Genomic DNA, 16,727 nt, shown 5'->3' with positions numbered 1-16,727 from the left:
GTAGGAGTGAGCCTGCTCGCGATAGCGATTTATCCGATGTCGATATGTTTTCTGACACACCGCCATCGCGAGCAGGCTCACTCCTACAAGTTTTGTAGCCTCAACAACAAAAGATCCGAGGAAGCGTCATGAAATTTTCCCTGTTCATCCACATGGAACGCTGGGACGAAAGCGTCAGCCACCGCCAACTGTTCGAAGACCTCACCGAACTGACCCTGATGGCCGAAGCCGGCGGTTTCAGCACCGTGTGGATCGGCGAACACCACGCCATGGAATACACCATCTCGCCAAGCCCGATGCCGCTGCTCGCCTACCTCGCCGCGAAAACCACGACCATCCACCTCGGCGCCGGCACCATCATCGCGCCGTTCTGGCACCCGCTGCGGGTCGCCGGTGAATGCGCGCTGCTCGACGTGATCAGCAACGGTCGCATGGAAGTCGGCCTGGCCCGTGGCGCCTATCAGGTTGAATTCGATCGCATGGCCGGCGGTATGCCCGCCTCATCGGGCGGTCAGGCATTGCGCGAAATGGTCCCGGTGGTCCGCGCCCTGTGGCAAGGCGACTACGCCCACGACGGCGACATCTGGAAATTCCCCACTTCCACCAGCGTACCGAAGCCGATCCAGAAGCCAAACCCGCCGATGTGGATCGCCGCCCGCGACCCGGATTCGCATAACTTCGCCGTGGCCAACGGCTGCAACGTGATGGTCACGCCGCTGATGAAAGGCGACGAAGAAGTCCTCGACCTGAAGAACAAATTCCAGACTGCGCTGGACAACAACCCAGACGTGCCACGTCCGCAATTGATGGTGCTGCGCCATACCCACGTGCACACCGCTGATGACCCGGACGGTTGGAAAGTCGGCGCGAAAGCCATCTCACGTTTCTATCGCACGTTCGATGCGTGGTTTGGCAACAAGCAGACCCCGGTCAATGGTTTCCTCGCACCGAGCCCGGAAGAGAAGTTTGCCGGGCGTCCGGAGTTTGAGCTGGAGAGTTTGCACAAGACGGCGATGATTGGTACGCCGGAGGAAATCATTCCGCGGATCAAGTACTACCAGGAGCTGGGGGTGGATGAGTTCAGTTTCTGGTGTGACAACAGCTTGCCGCATGACGAGAAGAAGAAGTCGCTGGAGCTGTTTATCAAGCATGTGGTGCCGGCGTTTCGCTAAGCACTCAGCATCCAGTGTTCGGTAAATGAAAACGCCCCGAAATTGTTCGGGGCGTTTTCTTTGGCCACAGGCAAGAAGCTACCAGAGACGCTTCCAGGATAGCCCGCTCCGCCGAGTCACTTCTCGACGTCAAGCATGTGTCCCGTTCTGGAGAGTTCCACCTCGACTTCATCAATAACCCGCTGAACTTCTTCTTCAGTCAAAGCTTGATTTTCATTGGGTGCATCCCAGTTCTGCTGGAGGCTGCAACTACGACTGCCAGAATGTGAGACAAACGCCATATTCGTCGAGCAGATCGTCAGCGATTTCAAACTGAAACACCTTCCCTGGAAAGCAGTCTGATAATGCGCGCTTCCAATATCCAGTGAGGTGTTCGGCAAACAAATGACAAAGACGATAGTCTTCTTCCGACAGACCAACCTTAAATACGGGTCGGTCCGGCGCATCTTCCCACTTTGAAAAGAACTGATTTACTGAAAAAACATTTCTGTATCGTTCAACATCTCTACGCAATGCACTTTTTTCCAACACACCCGTTTCAGTCTCGACCAGCCCCTTCAAGGGAAATTTTTGCGGGTCGTATTGCTCAGCGTTAGGCAACCAGAAAACGTGGCCGTCAAGCTCAATAAAATCAGGAGAAAGCAAACCTAGAACAGAAATGGTTTGCTCCAGTGAAACCAGATTCCCGACATACGAAAAAAACTCCCCGGAACCAATATCCGATACGAACAGGTTCAATGACTTTTTAGAAATACTACCTTTATAAATTTTCATCAGTTCAATCCCAAGCTATCCAGAACCGACTGAGGAACAGTTGGGGGCTGCCGGTTGCGCAGGCTTGGCGTCCTTTCCGGGCAGTTCCTTGAGCCCTGCTGCTCTTCGAGCAGGCGATTCTGGCGGTTACGGATAAGGTCAGTGTCACCGGGTGTGGGAGCCGCAAGGGCCCGTTTTCATTGACTTGGCGGCAGCGATTAACTCAGTTCAAGCAGCCCCGCCTTTCAGTGTTCAACGCCCAGTCGCGTAGCGACGTCCTCGGGGGCCAGCGCGCGACCATCGGCCGCCGTTAAAGTCAGCTTGCGAATCGGTTGACGGTTCTTCGCATCAACCATCACCGACCCCGGCTCACCCGGCGCGTACATGAATTCACCGCCCCACTGCGACAGCGCGACGATCACGGTCTGCAAGGCTTTGCCGCGCTCAGTCAGCACGTATTCCTTATAAGCCCCGCCGTCGGCGGCTGGCAGCGCTTGCAAAATCCCCTGCTCCACCAGCCCCTTGAGGCGCGCGCTGAGCATGTTTTTGGCGATATCCAGACTCTTCTGGAAATCATTGAAACGCCGGATGCCATCCAGCGCATCACGAATGATCAGCAGCGACCACCAGTCACCGATCAGGTCCAGCGTGCGGGCGACCGGGCAGGCATTGCCCTGCAGACTTTTGCGTTTCACGTAAACGTACTCCCTCGATTCAGTGGGCGACCGGGCGGCCTTGAGTTGCATCATACAACTCTGGCGCGGATCCACGACCTAGCTGACCTAAAACCAGCACCTGCATACAAGTAGCCGGATCGCTTTGCGTTGATAGTGAATGTCGCCATTTCGGCATCACTCGCGATCCCTGACGCAGGAGTTTCCATGAGCACCTTCACCACGCAAGACGGTACCGAGATTTACTACAAGGATTGGGGCAGCGGTAAACCTGTGCTGTTCAGCCACGGCTGGCCGCTGGATGCCGACATGTGGGAATACCAGATGGAATACCTGAGCAGCCGTGGCTATCGCACCATTGCCTTTGATCGTCGCGGTTTCGGCCGTTCCGATCAGCCGTGGACCGGATATGACTACGACACCTTCGCCGATGACATCGCGCAGCTGATCAACCATTTGGACCTGCGTGACGTGACGCTGGTGGGCTTTTCCATGGGCGGCGGCGACGTCAGCCGCTACATCGCCCGGCATGGCAGCGAGCGCGTTGCCGGTCTGGTGTTATTGGGCGCGGTGACACCGCTGTTCGGCAAGAAAGCCGACTTCCCGCAGGGCGTCGATACTTCAGTGTTTGACGGCATCAAGGCCGGCCTGCTGCAGGATCGTGCGCAGTTCATCGCCGATTTCGCCGCGCCGTTCTATGGCACCAATCAAGGCCAGAAAGTCTCCGACGGCGTGCTCACGCAAACGCTGAATATTGCTCTGATGGCCTCGCTCAAAGGCACCGTGGATTGCGTCACGGCGTTCTCGGAAACCGATTTCCGCCCGGACATGGCCAGGATCGACGTGCCGACGCTGGTGATTCATGGCGACGGCGACCAGATCGTGCCGTTCGAAACCACCGGCAAACAGGCGGCGGCGCAGATCAAGGGCGCTGAACTGAAGGTTTACGCCGGGGCGCCACACGGTTTTGCGGTGACGCATGCGCAGGCCTTGAATGAGGATCTGCTGGCGTTTCTCAAGCGCTGAGAGGCATTGCGTCTGGATTTGATTCACCGTGCGCTGGGTCCGATTCCTTGATTGCCAAACGCCGTCCACGAAAAAGGCGCCCCCTTCCTGAGGTGGGCGCCTTTTTACCGGTTGCCGATTCAAACCACGCCGACAAAGTCACTCGCTGTCAGCGCAACATGCCCAACCAGATCGATTTGAATATCCGCTCCAGATCCCGTGTTTACATTGCCCTCCACATAGGTGTGATCCACGCCGCCAACGTTCACGAAGTGATACTTCAGTTGTGACTGATTACTGAACTCGGTACCCACGCCATTCCATTCGCCGAGGAACGTGAAATCCTGATTACCGGCCGAGCCGGCGCCGGAAGTTCGCGAGTCAATCAGTGACAGATCAATATGATCCTGCCCCTGAGTGAAATCATTGATGACATCGCGCGTGAAAATCGTCGTTCCCGAGTCGCCTGTGGCAGAGAACACAAACAAATCATTGCCTGCGCCGCCAGACAGGATGTCGCGATTGCCGCCGCCTTCGAGCGTGTCATTGCCACCTCCGCCGGCGAGCGTGTCGCTGCTGCCCTGCCCCGTCAGGACGTTGTTGCCAGCATCGCCAGTCAAGGTGTTGGCACCGCTGCTGCCGATCACGTTTTCAACGTTGATCAGTGTGTCGCTACCGGTCTGCGAGCTGCTCGCCAAGCCGGTCGCCAGGTTGACCGTGGCATTGGCCGACGTGCCCGACAAGTCGTATGTATCGTTGTCGCCACCGCCGTCATAGGTGTCATTGCCGTCGCTGACCGACGCGCGCAGAGTGTCATTGCCCTGGCCACCAAACACACTGTCCAGGCCTTGACCGCCGACCAGCGTGTCGTTACCGCTGCCACCGTCCAGCCAGTCATTGCCGCCCTGACCTTGCAGCACGTTGCTGGCGCCGTCGCCCTGGATATGATCATTGCCGGAACTGCCGTTGATGTTCTCAATGCCGGTCAATGTGTCACTGCCGGTCTGTGTGCTGGTCGAGGTGCCCGCCTGCAAGTCCACAGTGGCTGCCGCCGAAGTGGCTGACAGATCATAGGTGTCGGTGCCGGTGCCGCCGTCATAATGGTCATTACCATCGTTGAGCGACGCCAGCATCGTGTCGTTGCCAGCACCACCGGACAGCGTGTCATTGCCGGCCAGCCCGGTGAGCTGGTTGTTGCCACTGTTGCCGGTGATGACGTTGTCCAGAGCGTTCCCGGTGCCATTGATATTGGCCGAGCCGAGCAAGGTCAGGTTCTCGACGTTGGCGCCCAGGGTGTAACTGATCGACGACGTCACAGTGTCGGTGCCCTCATTGAGGTTTTCCTGCACCACATCGCCATTGGCGTCGACCACGTAGATGTCGTTGCCGGCATTGCCACGCATCGTGTCGTTGCCGCTACCGCCATCCAGCAGATCCGAGCCGAGGCCACCATTGAGCACATCGTTGCCCGAGTAGCCCATCAGGATGTCCTGATAGTTGGTGCCATTGAGGGTGTTGCTGAAGAAGTTGGTGCCTTCGATAAAGCGTCCGACCGCTTCCGTCGGATCTGAAGTCAATTGCTCCACGGTGCCGTTATTGTCGGTGTAGGTGGTCAGCACTCGCACCTGTTGACCGAACTGTGCCGAAGTCGGAGCAAATGTCGAAGCATTCGCGCCGGCGATGTTCAGCCACGCAGCGCCTGCCAGTGCCTGCCATTGATAGGAGAAGCCGCTTGGTCCGGGTAAACCGTCGGCATCCTGAATCGCCGAGGTGTTCGCGGTCAGCCGGTATTGCGCCGGCACCGGCCGAGCAGGCGTGGTCGGCGCGGTGGCAAATCCGGACACAGCGACATTGCCGGTCGGTAGATGGTTATTGATGCTCAGATTGACCGTGCGATCGGCAAAACGCAGTTTTTCCACACCGATCACGATGTCAGTGCCGTCGACATTGGCCGCCCCCACACGAAGATCGACGACTTTGAACGCCGTGATCAACTCGCCACCCGGACGGGTGTCGGTGAACTTGGTGATGCTGTAGTCGGCGAAGTTGCCACTGAGGATTGCGGTATCGGCTGCACCATCCGCCGTGCCGGGTGCGGCGTGATTGTCGCCCAGAATGAAATCCGGACGGCTGGCCTGCAGGCTGGTGAAATGCTCGGCAAAGCCCTGGCTGGCGAGCAAGTGATTGAGGTCGGCAAGTTTGATCGAATCGCCGACGATCACATCATTGCCGCCGTTGCCTTGGGCGACATCATCGCCGCTGCCGCCAATCAGCCAGTTCTCGGTCGTGTTGCCGATCAGGCCGGCCGTCGGATTGGCCGGCGAGGTGCTGTTGGGCCGACTGTCACTGAAGCGCGAACCGATCAGCCCTTCAATGTCGGTGAGCAAGGCGTTGAACGGCTGGAACAGCACGCCGGTACCCGGAGCGGCGACGATGTTCTGGTTGTTCAGGTCCGCCGCCGCATCCAGCGCGATGTTCACGTCGCTGAACGCGGCAATGTCGAAGCCGACATCACCAATGGCCTCATCGCCATCGCCCTGGCCGGGAGCACCACCGAGCCCCGGCAGCAAAATGTCGTCGCCGGCACCACCAAATTCCTGGTCACCAGTGGAGCCGCCGGAAATGATGTCGTCGCCGTCTTCGCCGAAGAGGATGTCCGGGCCGTCGCCGCCATAGATTTCATCGTTGCCGTCGCCGCCATGCACCAGGTCGGTGTCGCCACCGGCGTCGATATAGTCGTTACCAGCGCCACCGTACAGCTCATCAATACCGGCTTCGCCATAGAGGTGATCATTGCCGTTGCCGCCGATGACCACGTCCAGGGCTCCAGCGCTGGTACCGGCATAGATCGTGTCGTCACCCTCACCGCCATCGAGGAAGTCCTCGATGTCGCCACCGTAGATCACGTCGTTACCGTCGCCGCCGTAGATATGGTCGGCGCCGGCCTTGCCATCAAGGATGTCGTCGCCGCCCTCGCCGTAGATCGTATCGTCGCCGTCACCGGCATCGAGCCAGTCGTTGTAGTCAGTACCGACCAGCACCTCGTGAGAGTTGTAGCCCACGGCTGCGGTGCCGTCAGGGTTCTCGCCCTGATCCGGCCGATAGTCACGGATGTAGGTTTGCGCGGTGTGCGTTTCCGGATTGCTCAGGCTCACCAGCAAGCCGTTGCCACCGATCCCGCCGACGCCCCCGGTGGAGTAGACCCCCATGTGATTGGCTTCGATCAGCGTGCCGTACTTGTGTTCGCTCTTGTACGCGGTCGCGCTGGAACCGGAGTCGGTGTAGCTCAACTCGACGTAGCTGTCGGCATAGCCAAACACATCACCGGCCAGGTGCCGCGCGTCGGTGGTGCGTTCGATGATGTCCTTGAACTGCTCGGTGACCACCTGCTCGTTGAGGTTGGTCATCGCTGGCAAGCCGAGGTCGAGGCGGAACAGGTAGTAGAAGCGGTCGCCGTCCATCAGCCGTTCCATCTGGTCTTCGAAGATGGCGTTGAAGGTGGTGCCCAGTTGCCCGGTGTACACATGTTTTTCCGCCAGCCCGCCGATCCACAGATCGATCGCGTTGTAACCGTCATAACCGGCCACGTGATTGCCGGCAGGATCTGCCGCACCGGAGAGGAAATAGGCCGCTTGCTCTGCCGTCACACTGCCGCCGGCATAGTTGGTGGTCAGGCCGGTTGCATCTGCATCGATAATGGCCTGGGCGTGCGCAATATCACCGTCGAACGAATAGGCCGCAATGAAGTTCACCAGCGACTCGGGGTGAATCATGTTGTTGGCGAAGTCGCTCCAGCTGGTATAGGGCGTCAGGCCGTCAACGATCAGGTTGGTGTGGTGCTGCGCACCGGCCGGTGACGCCCGTTCGGCGATCAACGCATCGTGGATCTGCTGCCGCGCCTGGTTCAGGGTTGGCAGCCCCAGATCCCGACCGCGTGCCAGGTTGATGGTCGCCAGATCCAATGGCTGGCCGAGCAAACCTTGCTGCAGCGCCGGGGTAACGAACTCATCGATTTCGTTGCTGATCTGCCGGGTCATGCCCAGCGCAATCGCGGTCGGCCCCACTTCGGCAAAACCACCCGGATTGAGGAAGGCCTGCTCCAGCGCATAGTGGGTGATTGCGCCCGTCAGGTCGTAGCCGCCACTGGCGTTTTTCTCCAGCGCGTCGATGGTTTCGCGCAGTTGCGAGTGGCCGAAGCGGAACGCGGCCTGACCGTATTCCAGCGAGATATTGGTGTTGATGCCCGAGTCATAGGTGACGAATTCGGGCAGATCCGGCGTGATCAGCCGAGCGTACTGGTCGATCGCCACATGCTGATATTCCATCTCCACGGTGAGCTTGGCGGCATAGAACAGCTTGTCCTGATCCCAGGACACCGTAACGCCATCGGCCAAGCTGAAGTTGCCATTGGCATCGGTGTAAAAACCGCCGCTGCCATTGCTGATCTGAACTTGCCAGTTATGCCGGACATTGACGTCGGTCTGGCTCAGCACTTCGTTCTGCAGGTTGATCAGCTGCACGTTGTGGTCTTCGTGGAACACGTGATGGATCGCCGTGAGACCGAAGTTTTCGTTCACCCGCCCGTCGCCGGCAATGTAGTGATCACCGACCGACTGCAGCAACAACTCGTTGGCCACCGCGTAATCGGCACTGCCCGGCGCCGAGCTGATGGTGAAATCGGCAAAGTTGACGAAACTGAACAGATTCTTCGGCCCGGCATTATCGTAATTGACGACCATGCCGTAAGGGTTATTGGCGTCGAAGGTGATGCTGGTGATATGTGAGTCCAGCGACATCAGGCGGGCCTGGTCGATATGCACGTCATCGAAGTGCGGGTTCATGTCCAGCAACAGCGCCTCACGGGTGTACACCACCTGCACCCCAGCCGTGTTGGGATCGGCATCGAGCACATGGCCATGGGCATCGCGCACGCGGAAGTTGGCGATGTCGTCCCAGGTCAGATCATCACGACCGGTGGCCAGCACATGGGCACGCAATTCGCTCAGCGTCGGCAGGGTTTGGTGGGTCAGCACGCCGTTGAGTGTCCAGGCCGCTTCATCGCTCAGGGTCGTGCCATCGAACAGCGCTGCGCCGGCGATAAATTGCCCCGGATGATTCGGATCCGCCACCCACTGGCGCAACAACTGCGTGACGGCGTCATTGGAGCCGTAGGTCTGGTTTTGATCAATGTAGGGCGAGTCGAGGTTGACGTACTGCGCCTGCCCTTGGCCGTCCACTTCAGCCACGGAGGCCCGATGAACCTTGATCGAATACACCGGCTGCCCGTCCGGCCCGATCGTACCGTAGAGCGGATCGTCCGGCGCCAGTGGAATGGTGATCGTCGCGTTCTGATTGGGCTTGTTGATGAAGTCCAGCCCGTGGTCGAAGAACTGTCCGAACAGGGTGAACCAGCCCGTGGTCGACGGATCGCCCGACACAGTGTTCTGGTTACGGATGTAGTACTGACCGGAGTCTGGAGCACTGGTGTCGACTTCACCAATGGTGCCGAGGATGCCGGGATCGGTGACGATCGCCACGCCCGTGGCGGTGTGCTGGATATGGCCATTGGCATCAGTGGCAAAGGTGACGCCGCCGCTGACGATGGTCTGGCTGATCATCCGTGGCGTGTAGTCCACCAGCGATGCTGTCGGATCGCTATAGAGTGAACTACTGTCAGACATGGGCGTGGCGCCTGCCGGAACGCCAGCGCCGGTCAAGGCGTCGTTACTCAGGTTTTGCTGAACGTAGTGACTGTAATCGGAATGGGTCAGCCGGATGAAGTTCTGACCGAAACTGCCCCAACTCTGTCCATCCTGGGTCAGGTTGTTGAAGTGGCCCGAGACGTTGCGCAGACCGATCGGATCGCGGGCGCCGTTGTACCAGACAGTTTCCCCGGGCGGTGTGTCGAGGGGATTGAAACTGCCAAGCAAGCCGAGCACATGGACGTTGCCATCGGAACCGTCATAGCCGTAAAGCGGCTGGCCGGCGCTGTCGTAGCCAACGATATGGATAGTCGGAAATGACACTTGCTGCTCAAGGAACGAAACATCGTTGGCATTGAGGGTGAAGCGCTTTAGCTGGTACATGGCAAACTCCGGATATCCGTTGGCTCGCAAGGTTTTTCAACCGACTTACCACGATCATCAGGAAATCGACGCAATGGCAAAAGATGCAAAAGTCCAATCAAAAAACGAGACTTTTGTCGCCGATGAAACCGAGACTTTGGTCGAACCGGAACCCGCTCACAGAGGGGCCTGGCATTTGCGTGTTAGGTCGCGCGCGCGCCATCTGAGCCGCTCTACGCAGTTTGTACTGGCCGCTGCACTGATACTGGGGTTGACGATGTTTTTCGTCGGCAAACTGGTAAGTGCACGTATTGAGCGTGCAGCCGTACAAAGCGCTGCCGAGGCTGGCGCGCATTACATGGAAGCGTTTCTGGAGCCTTACGTGCAGGAGATGAGTCGCGATAACGGCCTGTCCCCCACCAGCGTCAAATCCCTGGACCGGCTGATGGAAAGCCGCTCGCTGAAGCGCCACATTGTCTCGATCAAGATCTGGCGAGCCGACGGCACGGTGGTTTACAGCACGGACAAATCCATCACCAACCGCCAGTTCCCGATGGATGAAATTGCCGAGGCGGTCAAAGGCAACGTGGTCACTGACCTTGAAGACCTGGATCAGGAAGAGAACGAATTCGAACGCAAGCTCAACGTCCCGCTCTACGAAATCTATGCACCGCTTCGCGAGTTCAATACCCGGAAAATCATCGCCGTGGGCGAGTTCTACGAAAAAGCGGAAAGCCTCGAACAGGAAATCAATCGGGTACGCCAACAAGTATGGCTGGTGGTCGGAACGGCCACGCTGGCAATGCTGACGCTGCTGTTTTTCATCGTCCGGCGCAGCGACCAGATCATCCAGCGTCAACAGGTCACCCTGCGAATGCGGCTGCTGGAGCAGACCCGACTGCACATCAGCAACGCGGCCCTGCATCGCAAAGTCAACACCGCGACCCAAGAGTTCTCGCGCATCAACGAATTGACCCTGCGCCGCATTGGCGCCGATCTGCACGACGGGCCGGCCCAACTGCTGACCCTGATTCTGATCCGCCTGGATGACTTGGCCGAGCACTGCACGACACTGGATCAAGAGTCGCTGGAAACCATCCGCGGCGCCGCCACCGACGCCCTGCGTGAGGTGCGCGACCTTTCACGAGGCCTGGCCCTTCCGGAAATCAATGATTTGACCTTGACGCAAGAACTGCAGTTGGTGGCTCAGCGGCATGAGCAACGCACGGGCAGCAAAGTGCAACTGGATGTCGCGCCATTGCCCGACTCGGCACCACTGCCGGTCAAACTGTGCCTTTACCGATTTGTTCAGGAGGCATTGAACAATGCCTACCGACATGCCCAAGGCAAAGGTCAGACGATCACCGCGAATCACCAGGAAGGAACACTGACCATCACCGTCAAAGACGATGGGCCGGGCATGGCGGCCGACGCTTTAGTGGTCGATGGTCACGGCCGAAACCGCCTCGGACTGGCCGGCTTGCGCTATCGCGTGGAGTCACTGGGCGGCGCGTTCAGTATCGAGTCCTCGCCGGGCGTCGGCACTGCTGTCAGCGCGCAATTGAAGTGGTAGTCAGGAGCCCCCGTGAACATCCAGCGGCGTCGGCACCGGGTTGATGTGCAAGCGTCCGACAGCCTCGCGTTCCCAGTGACGCCTGAGCGCCGTGACCGCTTCCACACGATTGCGTGCGTGCAACTTCTGCATCACGCAGGTCATGTAGTACTTGACGGTTTTTTCACTGATAAACAGCTTGGATGCCACCTCTTTGTTGGTCAGGCCTTTGGAGACTTCGCGAATGATCTGCTCTTCCCGATGGGTGAGATCGATCTTGCGCACTTCAGCTTCATGCTTTTTGAAATTGCTCAGCAGCCTGTTGGCAAACTCGGGCGTGATAAAAGTTTCGCCTCTGGCAATCGAGCGGATCGCCAACACCAGGTCCGGCCCGCTGACCCCTTTCAACACATAGCCGCGCGCGCCCGCTTCCAGGGCTGAATAGGCGTCATCCTCAGACTCTGACACCGTCAGCATCAGCACTTTCACCTGCGGTAATTGCGTGGAGATGAACTTCACTGCGGCAAACACGTCACCCGGCATGTTGACGTCCATCAACATCACGTCCGGTCTCATCCGCTGAGCAATATCCCGTGCCTCGTCTGCACTGCCGCCCTGTTCCACGACTTGCAGGTCTGCCCTTTTCCTCAGCGTGTTGGCAACACCTTCACGCAGCAGAGGATGATCATCGGCAATGCCGATGCGGATGAAAGGATTCATGACGCGCTCCTGAAAAGGCCATGCGTTTTAACTCCCATTGATTAATAGCAGCTAACCGGCCCAGCCGTCGGGCTTCGATCCGGTGCAAACAGGGTCGCCAGCGCCAAAATTAGACTTAAGTCGGGCGATTTTTCGCCGTCAACAAGCCATCCGCGTAACAAGCGACCACAAAACAGGCCGGCAAACCGTTGTTTCTAAATCAATAAAAAACCGTCAGAAATATAGCGCCAGCAAAAACCCGGCCCTGGTGGCCATCCGACCAACAGTCGCTCTCCTACGCTGAGGTACATCAGGCCACGGCACTGGAACTTTGCGATGAACAAGAAAAATCACCCGCGATCCGAGTTTGCCGACGTGTTTTTTCGGCTGCGCCACACGCTTTATTCCCTGGCCGGATTCAGTGGTGTGATCAACGTGCTGATGCTCTCTCCTGCCATCTACATGCTGCAGGTGTATGACCGGGCGCTGGTCAGCAGCAACCTCACCACCCTGTTGATGCTGACCTTTTTGATGATCGGCCTGTACACCTTGCTGGCGATGCTCGAAGTCGTGCGCACTCGTGTGATGATCCGGGTCGGCAACCGCCTCGACATGGCCCTCAATCGTCGAGTGTTCACCGCCGCGTTCGAGCGCAACTTGCAACGCGCCGGCGGCAACCCCGCCCAGGCGCTGCAGGACCTTGCCCAGGTACGCCAGTTTTTGACCGGCAACGGACTGTTCGCCTTTTTCGACGCGCCGTGGACGCCGATCTACCTGTTTGTCGCTTACCTGATTCACCCGTTGCTGGGCATCGTCACCCTGTGCGGCTCGCTGATCCTGGTGGCGCTGACCTGGCTCACCGAAATCGCCACGAAGAAGCCCTTGGCCGAAGCCAATATGGCGGCTCAGGTCTCAGGCACATTCGCCAACAACAATTTGCGCAATGCCGAAGTCATCGAAGCGATGGGCATGCTGCCGGCAATCACCGGCCGCTGGTTTGGCAGCCATCTGCAGATTCTGCAAATGCAGACCCTGGCCTCGGATCGCGCGGCCTACATCAGCGGGCTGGGGCGTTTTGTGCGCATTACCTTGCAATCGCTGATCCTCGGCACCGGCGCCTTGCTGGCCATCGAAGGTTCGATCACACCGGGCATGATGATCGCCTGTTCCATACTCAGTGGTCGGGCGCTGGCCCCCGTTGAACAGCTGATTGGTGCCTGGAAACAACTGCTGACCAGTCGTCGTGCCTGGGCGCGCCTGAGGAGCCTGTTGCAGGACTTCCCGGCCCGCGCCGATGCGATGAAACTGCAAAAACCGTTGGGCATGATCTCGGTGGAACACCTGCACGCGGGTGCGCCGGGCATGACGCAAGCCATCATTCACGGGCCTAACTTCAACCTTTCACCGGGTGAATCACTGGGCATCATCGGACCTTCGGCGTCGGGCAAATCGACCCTGGCGCGTTTACTGGTCGGTATCTGGCCGGCGCTCAGCGGCAAGGTGCGACTCGACGGCGCCGACGTCTACCTGTGGAACAAACAAGAGCTGGGCCCGTGGATCGGCTACCTGCCGCAGGACGTGGAATTGTTCGAAGGGACCATCGCCGACAACATCGCGCGTTTCGGCAACCTCGACAGTGAAGCGGTGATCATCGCCGCCAGGCGCGCCGGCGTGCACGACATGATCCTGCGCTTTGCCCGAGGTTACGACACCACACTGGACGTCGACGGTAACCCATTGTCCGGTGGTCAGCGTCAACGCATCGGCCTGGCCCGAGCGCTGTATGGCGAACCTTCGCTGATTGTGCTCGATGAACCCAACGCCAACCTCGACGATGCCGGCGAGAAAGCACTGATCGAAGTGCTGGAGGACCTGAAGCAGCGGCGCTGCACCACGGTGTTGATCAGCCATAGGCCGAGCATCCTCGGCACCGTCGATAAAATCCTGATGCTGCGCGAAGGCAGCACCCAATTGTTCGGCCCACGGGAAGAGGTATTCGCGGCGTTGCGCCAAACCAGTGTGCTGCCGACCGTGGGCTCACCCACCCTGTCAGCCGTGCGCGGGAGAGAGTAAATGGGGGCCTTGAGCGTTGACCCGCATGGCCAGGAACTGCTACGTGCAGTGGCCGAGATCGACGTCGACGACCGACGCCCGGCGCGCTGGGGCGTGCTGTTGGTGATCGTCGGCTTCGGCAGTTTTTTACTCTGGTCATGGCTCGCGCCGCTGGACGCGGGGATCGTTGCCACCGCCACGGTCAAGGTCACCAGTAACCGCAAGGCCATTCAGCACCAGACCGGCGGCACCATTGACGCAATTCTGGTACGGGAAGGCGACAACGTCAGCAAGGATCAGGAACTGGTCAGGCTCGATGCCACTCAGGCGCTCTCCGAGCAAGGAGTGGTCAACGCCCAATTCATCGCCACGAAAACCATGGAAAACCGTCTGCAAGCCGAGCGCGACGGTTTATCGGAGGTGGTCTTCGACCCGCTCATGCTGCAGCGCTACGCCGACAATGAGCACCTGAACGAGGCGATCCGCCTGCAGCGTCATCTGTTCGAAACGCGCCGCGCCAGCCTCGCCGGCGAGCTCGATATTCTGCGCGAGTCGCTCAACTCCGCCGACGCGCAAATCAAGGGGCTGCAGCGCGTCTACAACGCCCGCTCATCACAGATCGGCTTCCTCAATCAGGAACTGACAGGCGTGCGCCAACTCGCCACCGAAGGCTACGTGCCGCGCAACCGCATGCTGGAACTGGAGCGTACCGGTTCCGACCTGAATGCCTCTCAGGCCGATAACCTCAACAACATCGCCCGCGCCCGGGGCCGGGCCGCCGATATCAAGTTACGCATCATTCAGCGCGAGTACGACTACCGCAAGGAAGTGCAATCGCTGCTGGCCGATGTGCAGAAGGAAAACAGCGCCCTCACCGATCGCTTGCAGGCGCTGGACTATCAGGTGCGGCACACGGTGATCCGCTCGCCCATCGACGGCATCGTCCAGGGCTTGAGTGTGTCGACCGTCGGCGGAGTCATCGCCCCCGGATTCAAGATCATGGAAGTCGTTCCCGCCCATGAGCCGCTGCAAATCGATGCGATGATTCCGGTCCAGGCCATCGACCGCATGAACCCCGGGCTGCCGGTGATGATTTCGTTCCCCGCGTTCAACCATGTGCAGACGCCCAACATTCCCGGCAAGGTGCTGACCATCTCTGCCGACCGCCTGATGAGTGAGGACAACAAGCAGCCCTATTACCTGGCCCAGATCGAAGTGACTCAAGCCGGTATGGCCATGCTCGGCGACAATCACATCCGTGCCGGCATGCCTGCTTCGGTCACCATCAAGACCGGCGAGCGCAACCTGCTCAGCTACCTGTTGAAACCCCTGCTCGACCGCGTCAACAGCGCGTTCAAGGAGCAATGAGGTGAATGGCATGCGGCGGGTGATCGCGATGGCCACGCTACTGGGGCTGGCGCAATCAGCTGCAGCGCTGGACCTGCGCGAATCCTGGAACCTGATGCAGTTCCAGGGTCCGACCTTCCTGTCTGCCGGGCACGAGCGAGATGCCGCGTTGGAAAACCGCGCCATTGGCAAATCCGGCCTGCTGCCGAAAATAGGCATCACCGCGTTCGACAACCACATCAACGGCACGCAGCAACAGCCGGATTTCTACGGTAACAACCACACCAACGACCTCAACTACGCCTCACGCGGCGCCACCCTGCAACTGCGCCAGCCGTTGTTCAACAAGCAGAAAATGGCCGAGTATCGCCAGGGCCAGTATCAGGCCGAGTACGGCAACGCGGTATACGACGGCAAGGCCCAGGATTCGGCGGTGCGCCTGGCCGGGCGCTACTTCGACGTGCTTCTGGCCCATGAAACCGTCAAGCTGGCAACGGCCAAACTCAACGCACTCAATGAACAGGTGGCGTCAACTCAGCGCCGTCGGGAACTAGGCGATGGCACCATCACCGATGTCGACGAGGCCGTGGCCAGACGCGATCTCGCTCAGGCTGAACTGATTGAGGCGCAAGACAGCCTTGTCGTCGCCAGACGCCAGTTGCAGGAGTTCGTCGGTGAGGCTCCTGAGCAGATCGCGACGTTGCAGGAGAGCTTTCCCACGCCACCGTTGCAGCCCGACAATCTTCAGGAATGGATCATTCGCGCAGGCACCGACAATCCTTCGGTTCGCGCCCGCCGCCTGAATGTAAACACCGCCGATAAAGAGGTGGCCAAAGCCAAGGCGGGCCACTGGCCTACCCTTGATCTGGTACTGGGCTACACCGCCGCCGACAGCGAAACCCTGTCTACCCAGAATCAACGCAACCGTTACACCTCGGCCGGCGTGGAGCTGAACATTCCGCTGTACAGCGGTGGTTATGTGAGTGCCCGGGCCCGGCAAAGTGTGGCCACGCGCGACCAGGCTGAAGAGGATCTGAATGCCACCCGCGAAGAGATCATCTCGGGTACGACCCGAGAGTTTCGTGCAGTACAAAGTGGTGAAGCGCGAATCCATGCCCTGGAAAAAGCCGTCAGCTCCAGCGAGCGCTCGCTTTTGTCATCAAAGAAAGGGTTCCAGGCCGGCAGCAGCACCAACATCGACATCCTCAACGCACAGGAACAGATCTTCAACGCACGCCGGGACCTGTTCGAAGCCAAACTTCGCTATCTGCTGGCCAGGCTGCGTCTTGCCGCCGACGTCGGCGCGCTGGGCGACGACGATATCGCCGACGCCAATGCCTATCTGGGTCCACGTTTGACGTTCTGAGTCACCCCGACTGACCCTACAGCCCTTGATATACGCGGACTT

11 protein-coding genes are annotated in these 16,727 nt (G+C 59.2%); 6 read left to right on the top strand and 5 right to left on the bottom strand.

The annotated features are described in order from the left end of the window. Positions 1-128: 128 nt before the first annotated feature. A complete protein-coding gene (locus AB4O11_RS20495; protein ID WP_460128175.1) occupies positions 129-1,172 on the top strand; it encodes an LLM class flavin-dependent oxidoreductase in 1,044 nt (347 codons plus the stop codon). Between the two features lie 116 nt (positions 1,173-1,288). Here AB4O11_RS20495 and AB4O11_RS20490 read toward each other — a convergent pair whose 3' ends face one another. From AB4O11_RS20490 to AB4O11_RS20480, 3 genes are all read right to left on the bottom strand, one after another. Further along, entirely contained in the window at positions 1,289-1,453 is a 165-nt protein-coding gene (locus AB4O11_RS20490) for an Imm74 family immunity protein (protein ID WP_080761988.1), read from the bottom strand. Continuing rightward, entirely contained in the window at positions 1,422-1,946 is a 525-nt protein-coding gene (locus AB4O11_RS20485) for a hypothetical protein (RefSeq protein ID WP_016987067.1), read from the bottom strand. Before AB4O11_RS20485 ends, AB4O11_RS20490 begins: the two co-directional genes overlap by 32 nt. A 224-nt stretch (positions 1,947-2,170) precedes the next feature. Further along, entirely contained in the window at positions 2,171-2,620 is a 450-nt protein-coding gene (locus AB4O11_RS20480; RefSeq protein ID WP_460128167.1) for a winged helix-turn-helix transcriptional regulator, read from the bottom strand. 186 nt (positions 2,621-2,806) lie between these two features. Between AB4O11_RS20480 and AB4O11_RS20475 the strand changes: the two genes are divergently transcribed. Next, positions 2,807-3,625 (top strand): alpha/beta fold hydrolase, encoded by an 819-nt coding sequence (locus tag AB4O11_RS20475; RefSeq protein ID WP_320337039.1) that lies wholly within the window; start codon positions 2,807-2,809, stop codon positions 3,623-3,625. A gap of 119 nt (positions 3,626-3,744) precedes the next feature. Here the strand turns inward: AB4O11_RS20475 and AB4O11_RS20470 are convergent, their stop codons facing one another. Continuing rightward, entirely contained in the window at positions 3,745-9,690 is a 5,946-nt protein-coding gene (locus AB4O11_RS20470; protein WP_460128159.1) for a peroxidase family protein, read from the bottom strand. A 73-nt stretch (positions 9,691-9,763) separates the two neighbouring features. Here AB4O11_RS20470 and AB4O11_RS20465 point away from each other — a divergent pair, with 73 nt between their 5' ends. Further along, a complete protein-coding gene (locus tag AB4O11_RS20465) occupies positions 9,764-11,242 on the top strand; it encodes a sensor histidine kinase (protein ID WP_320337041.1) in 1,479 nt (492 codons plus the stop codon). Here AB4O11_RS20465 and AB4O11_RS20460 read toward each other — a convergent pair whose 3' ends face one another. Next, entirely contained in the window at positions 11,243-11,941 is a 699-nt protein-coding gene (locus tag AB4O11_RS20460) for a response regulator transcription factor (protein WP_320337042.1), read from the bottom strand. A 315-nt stretch (positions 11,942-12,256) separates the two neighbouring features. Here AB4O11_RS20460 and AB4O11_RS20455 point away from each other — a divergent pair, with 315 nt between their 5' ends. The 3 genes from AB4O11_RS20455 to AB4O11_RS20445 are packed head-to-tail and all read left to right on the top strand — an operon-like array spanning position 12,257 to position 16,685. Then, the gene (locus AB4O11_RS20455; protein ID WP_460090588.1) at positions 12,257-13,993 is read left to right on the top strand and encodes a type I secretion system permease/ATPase; all 1,737 of its coding nucleotides are present in this window, start codon (positions 12,257-12,259) and stop codon (positions 13,991-13,993) included. Further along, positions 13,994-15,340 carry an HlyD family type I secretion periplasmic adaptor subunit gene (locus AB4O11_RS20450; RefSeq protein WP_460128150.1) on the top strand — a complete coding sequence of 449 codons (1,347 nt, stop codon included), beginning with the start codon at positions 13,994-13,996 and terminating at the stop codon, positions 15,338-15,340. 10 nt (positions 15,341-15,350) lie between these two features. After that, positions 15,351-16,685: a TolC family outer membrane protein gene (locus tag AB4O11_RS20445; protein WP_460131128.1), complete on the top strand. Its 1,335-nt coding sequence runs from the start codon at positions 15,351-15,353 to the stop codon at positions 16,683-16,685. Positions 16,686-16,727: the final 42 nt, after the last annotated feature.

The organism is Pseudomonas sp. H1_D05, from assembly GCF_054682705.1.
Note: the sequence above shows the minus strand (reverse complement) of the source record. Positions and strands in the feature narration are given on the sequence as shown.

Bases quoted from the DNA above. Each gene is read 5' to 3' on its own strand.
- AB4O11_RS20455 (WP_460090588.1), top strand. From the start codon at position 12,257: ATGAACAAGAAAAATCACCCGCGATCCGAGTTTGCCGACGTGTTTTTT.
- AB4O11_RS20450 (WP_460128150.1), top strand. From the start codon at position 13,994: ATGGGGGCCTTGAGCGTTGACCCGCATGGCCAGGAACTGCTACGTGCA.
- AB4O11_RS20475 (WP_320337039.1), top strand. From the start codon at position 2,807: ATGAGCACCTTCACCACGCAAGACGGTACCGAGATTTACTACAAGGAT.
- AB4O11_RS20490 (WP_080761988.1), bottom strand. From the start codon at position 1,453: ATGGCGTTTGTCTCACATTCTGGCAGTCGTAGTTGCAGCCTCCAGCAG.
- AB4O11_RS20485 (WP_016987067.1), bottom strand. From the start codon at position 1,946: ATGAAAATTTATAAAGGTAGTATTTCTAAAAAGTCATTGAACCTGTTC.
- AB4O11_RS20460 (WP_320337042.1), bottom strand. From the start codon at position 11,941: ATGAATCCTTTCATCCGCATCGGCATTGCCGATGATCATCCTCTGCTG.
- AB4O11_RS20470 (WP_460128159.1), bottom strand. From the start codon at position 9,690: ATGTACCAGCTAAAGCGCTTCACCCTCAATGCCAACGATGTTTCGTTC.
- AB4O11_RS20495 (WP_460128175.1), top strand. From the start codon at position 129: ATGAAATTTTCCCTGTTCATCCACATGGAACGCTGGGACGAAAGCGTC.
- AB4O11_RS20445 (WP_460131128.1), top strand. From the start codon at position 15,351: ATGCGGCGGGTGATCGCGATGGCCACGCTACTGGGGCTGGCGCAATCA.
- AB4O11_RS20465 (WP_320337041.1), top strand. From the start codon at position 9,764: ATGGCAAAAGATGCAAAAGTCCAATCAAAAAACGAGACTTTTGTCGCC.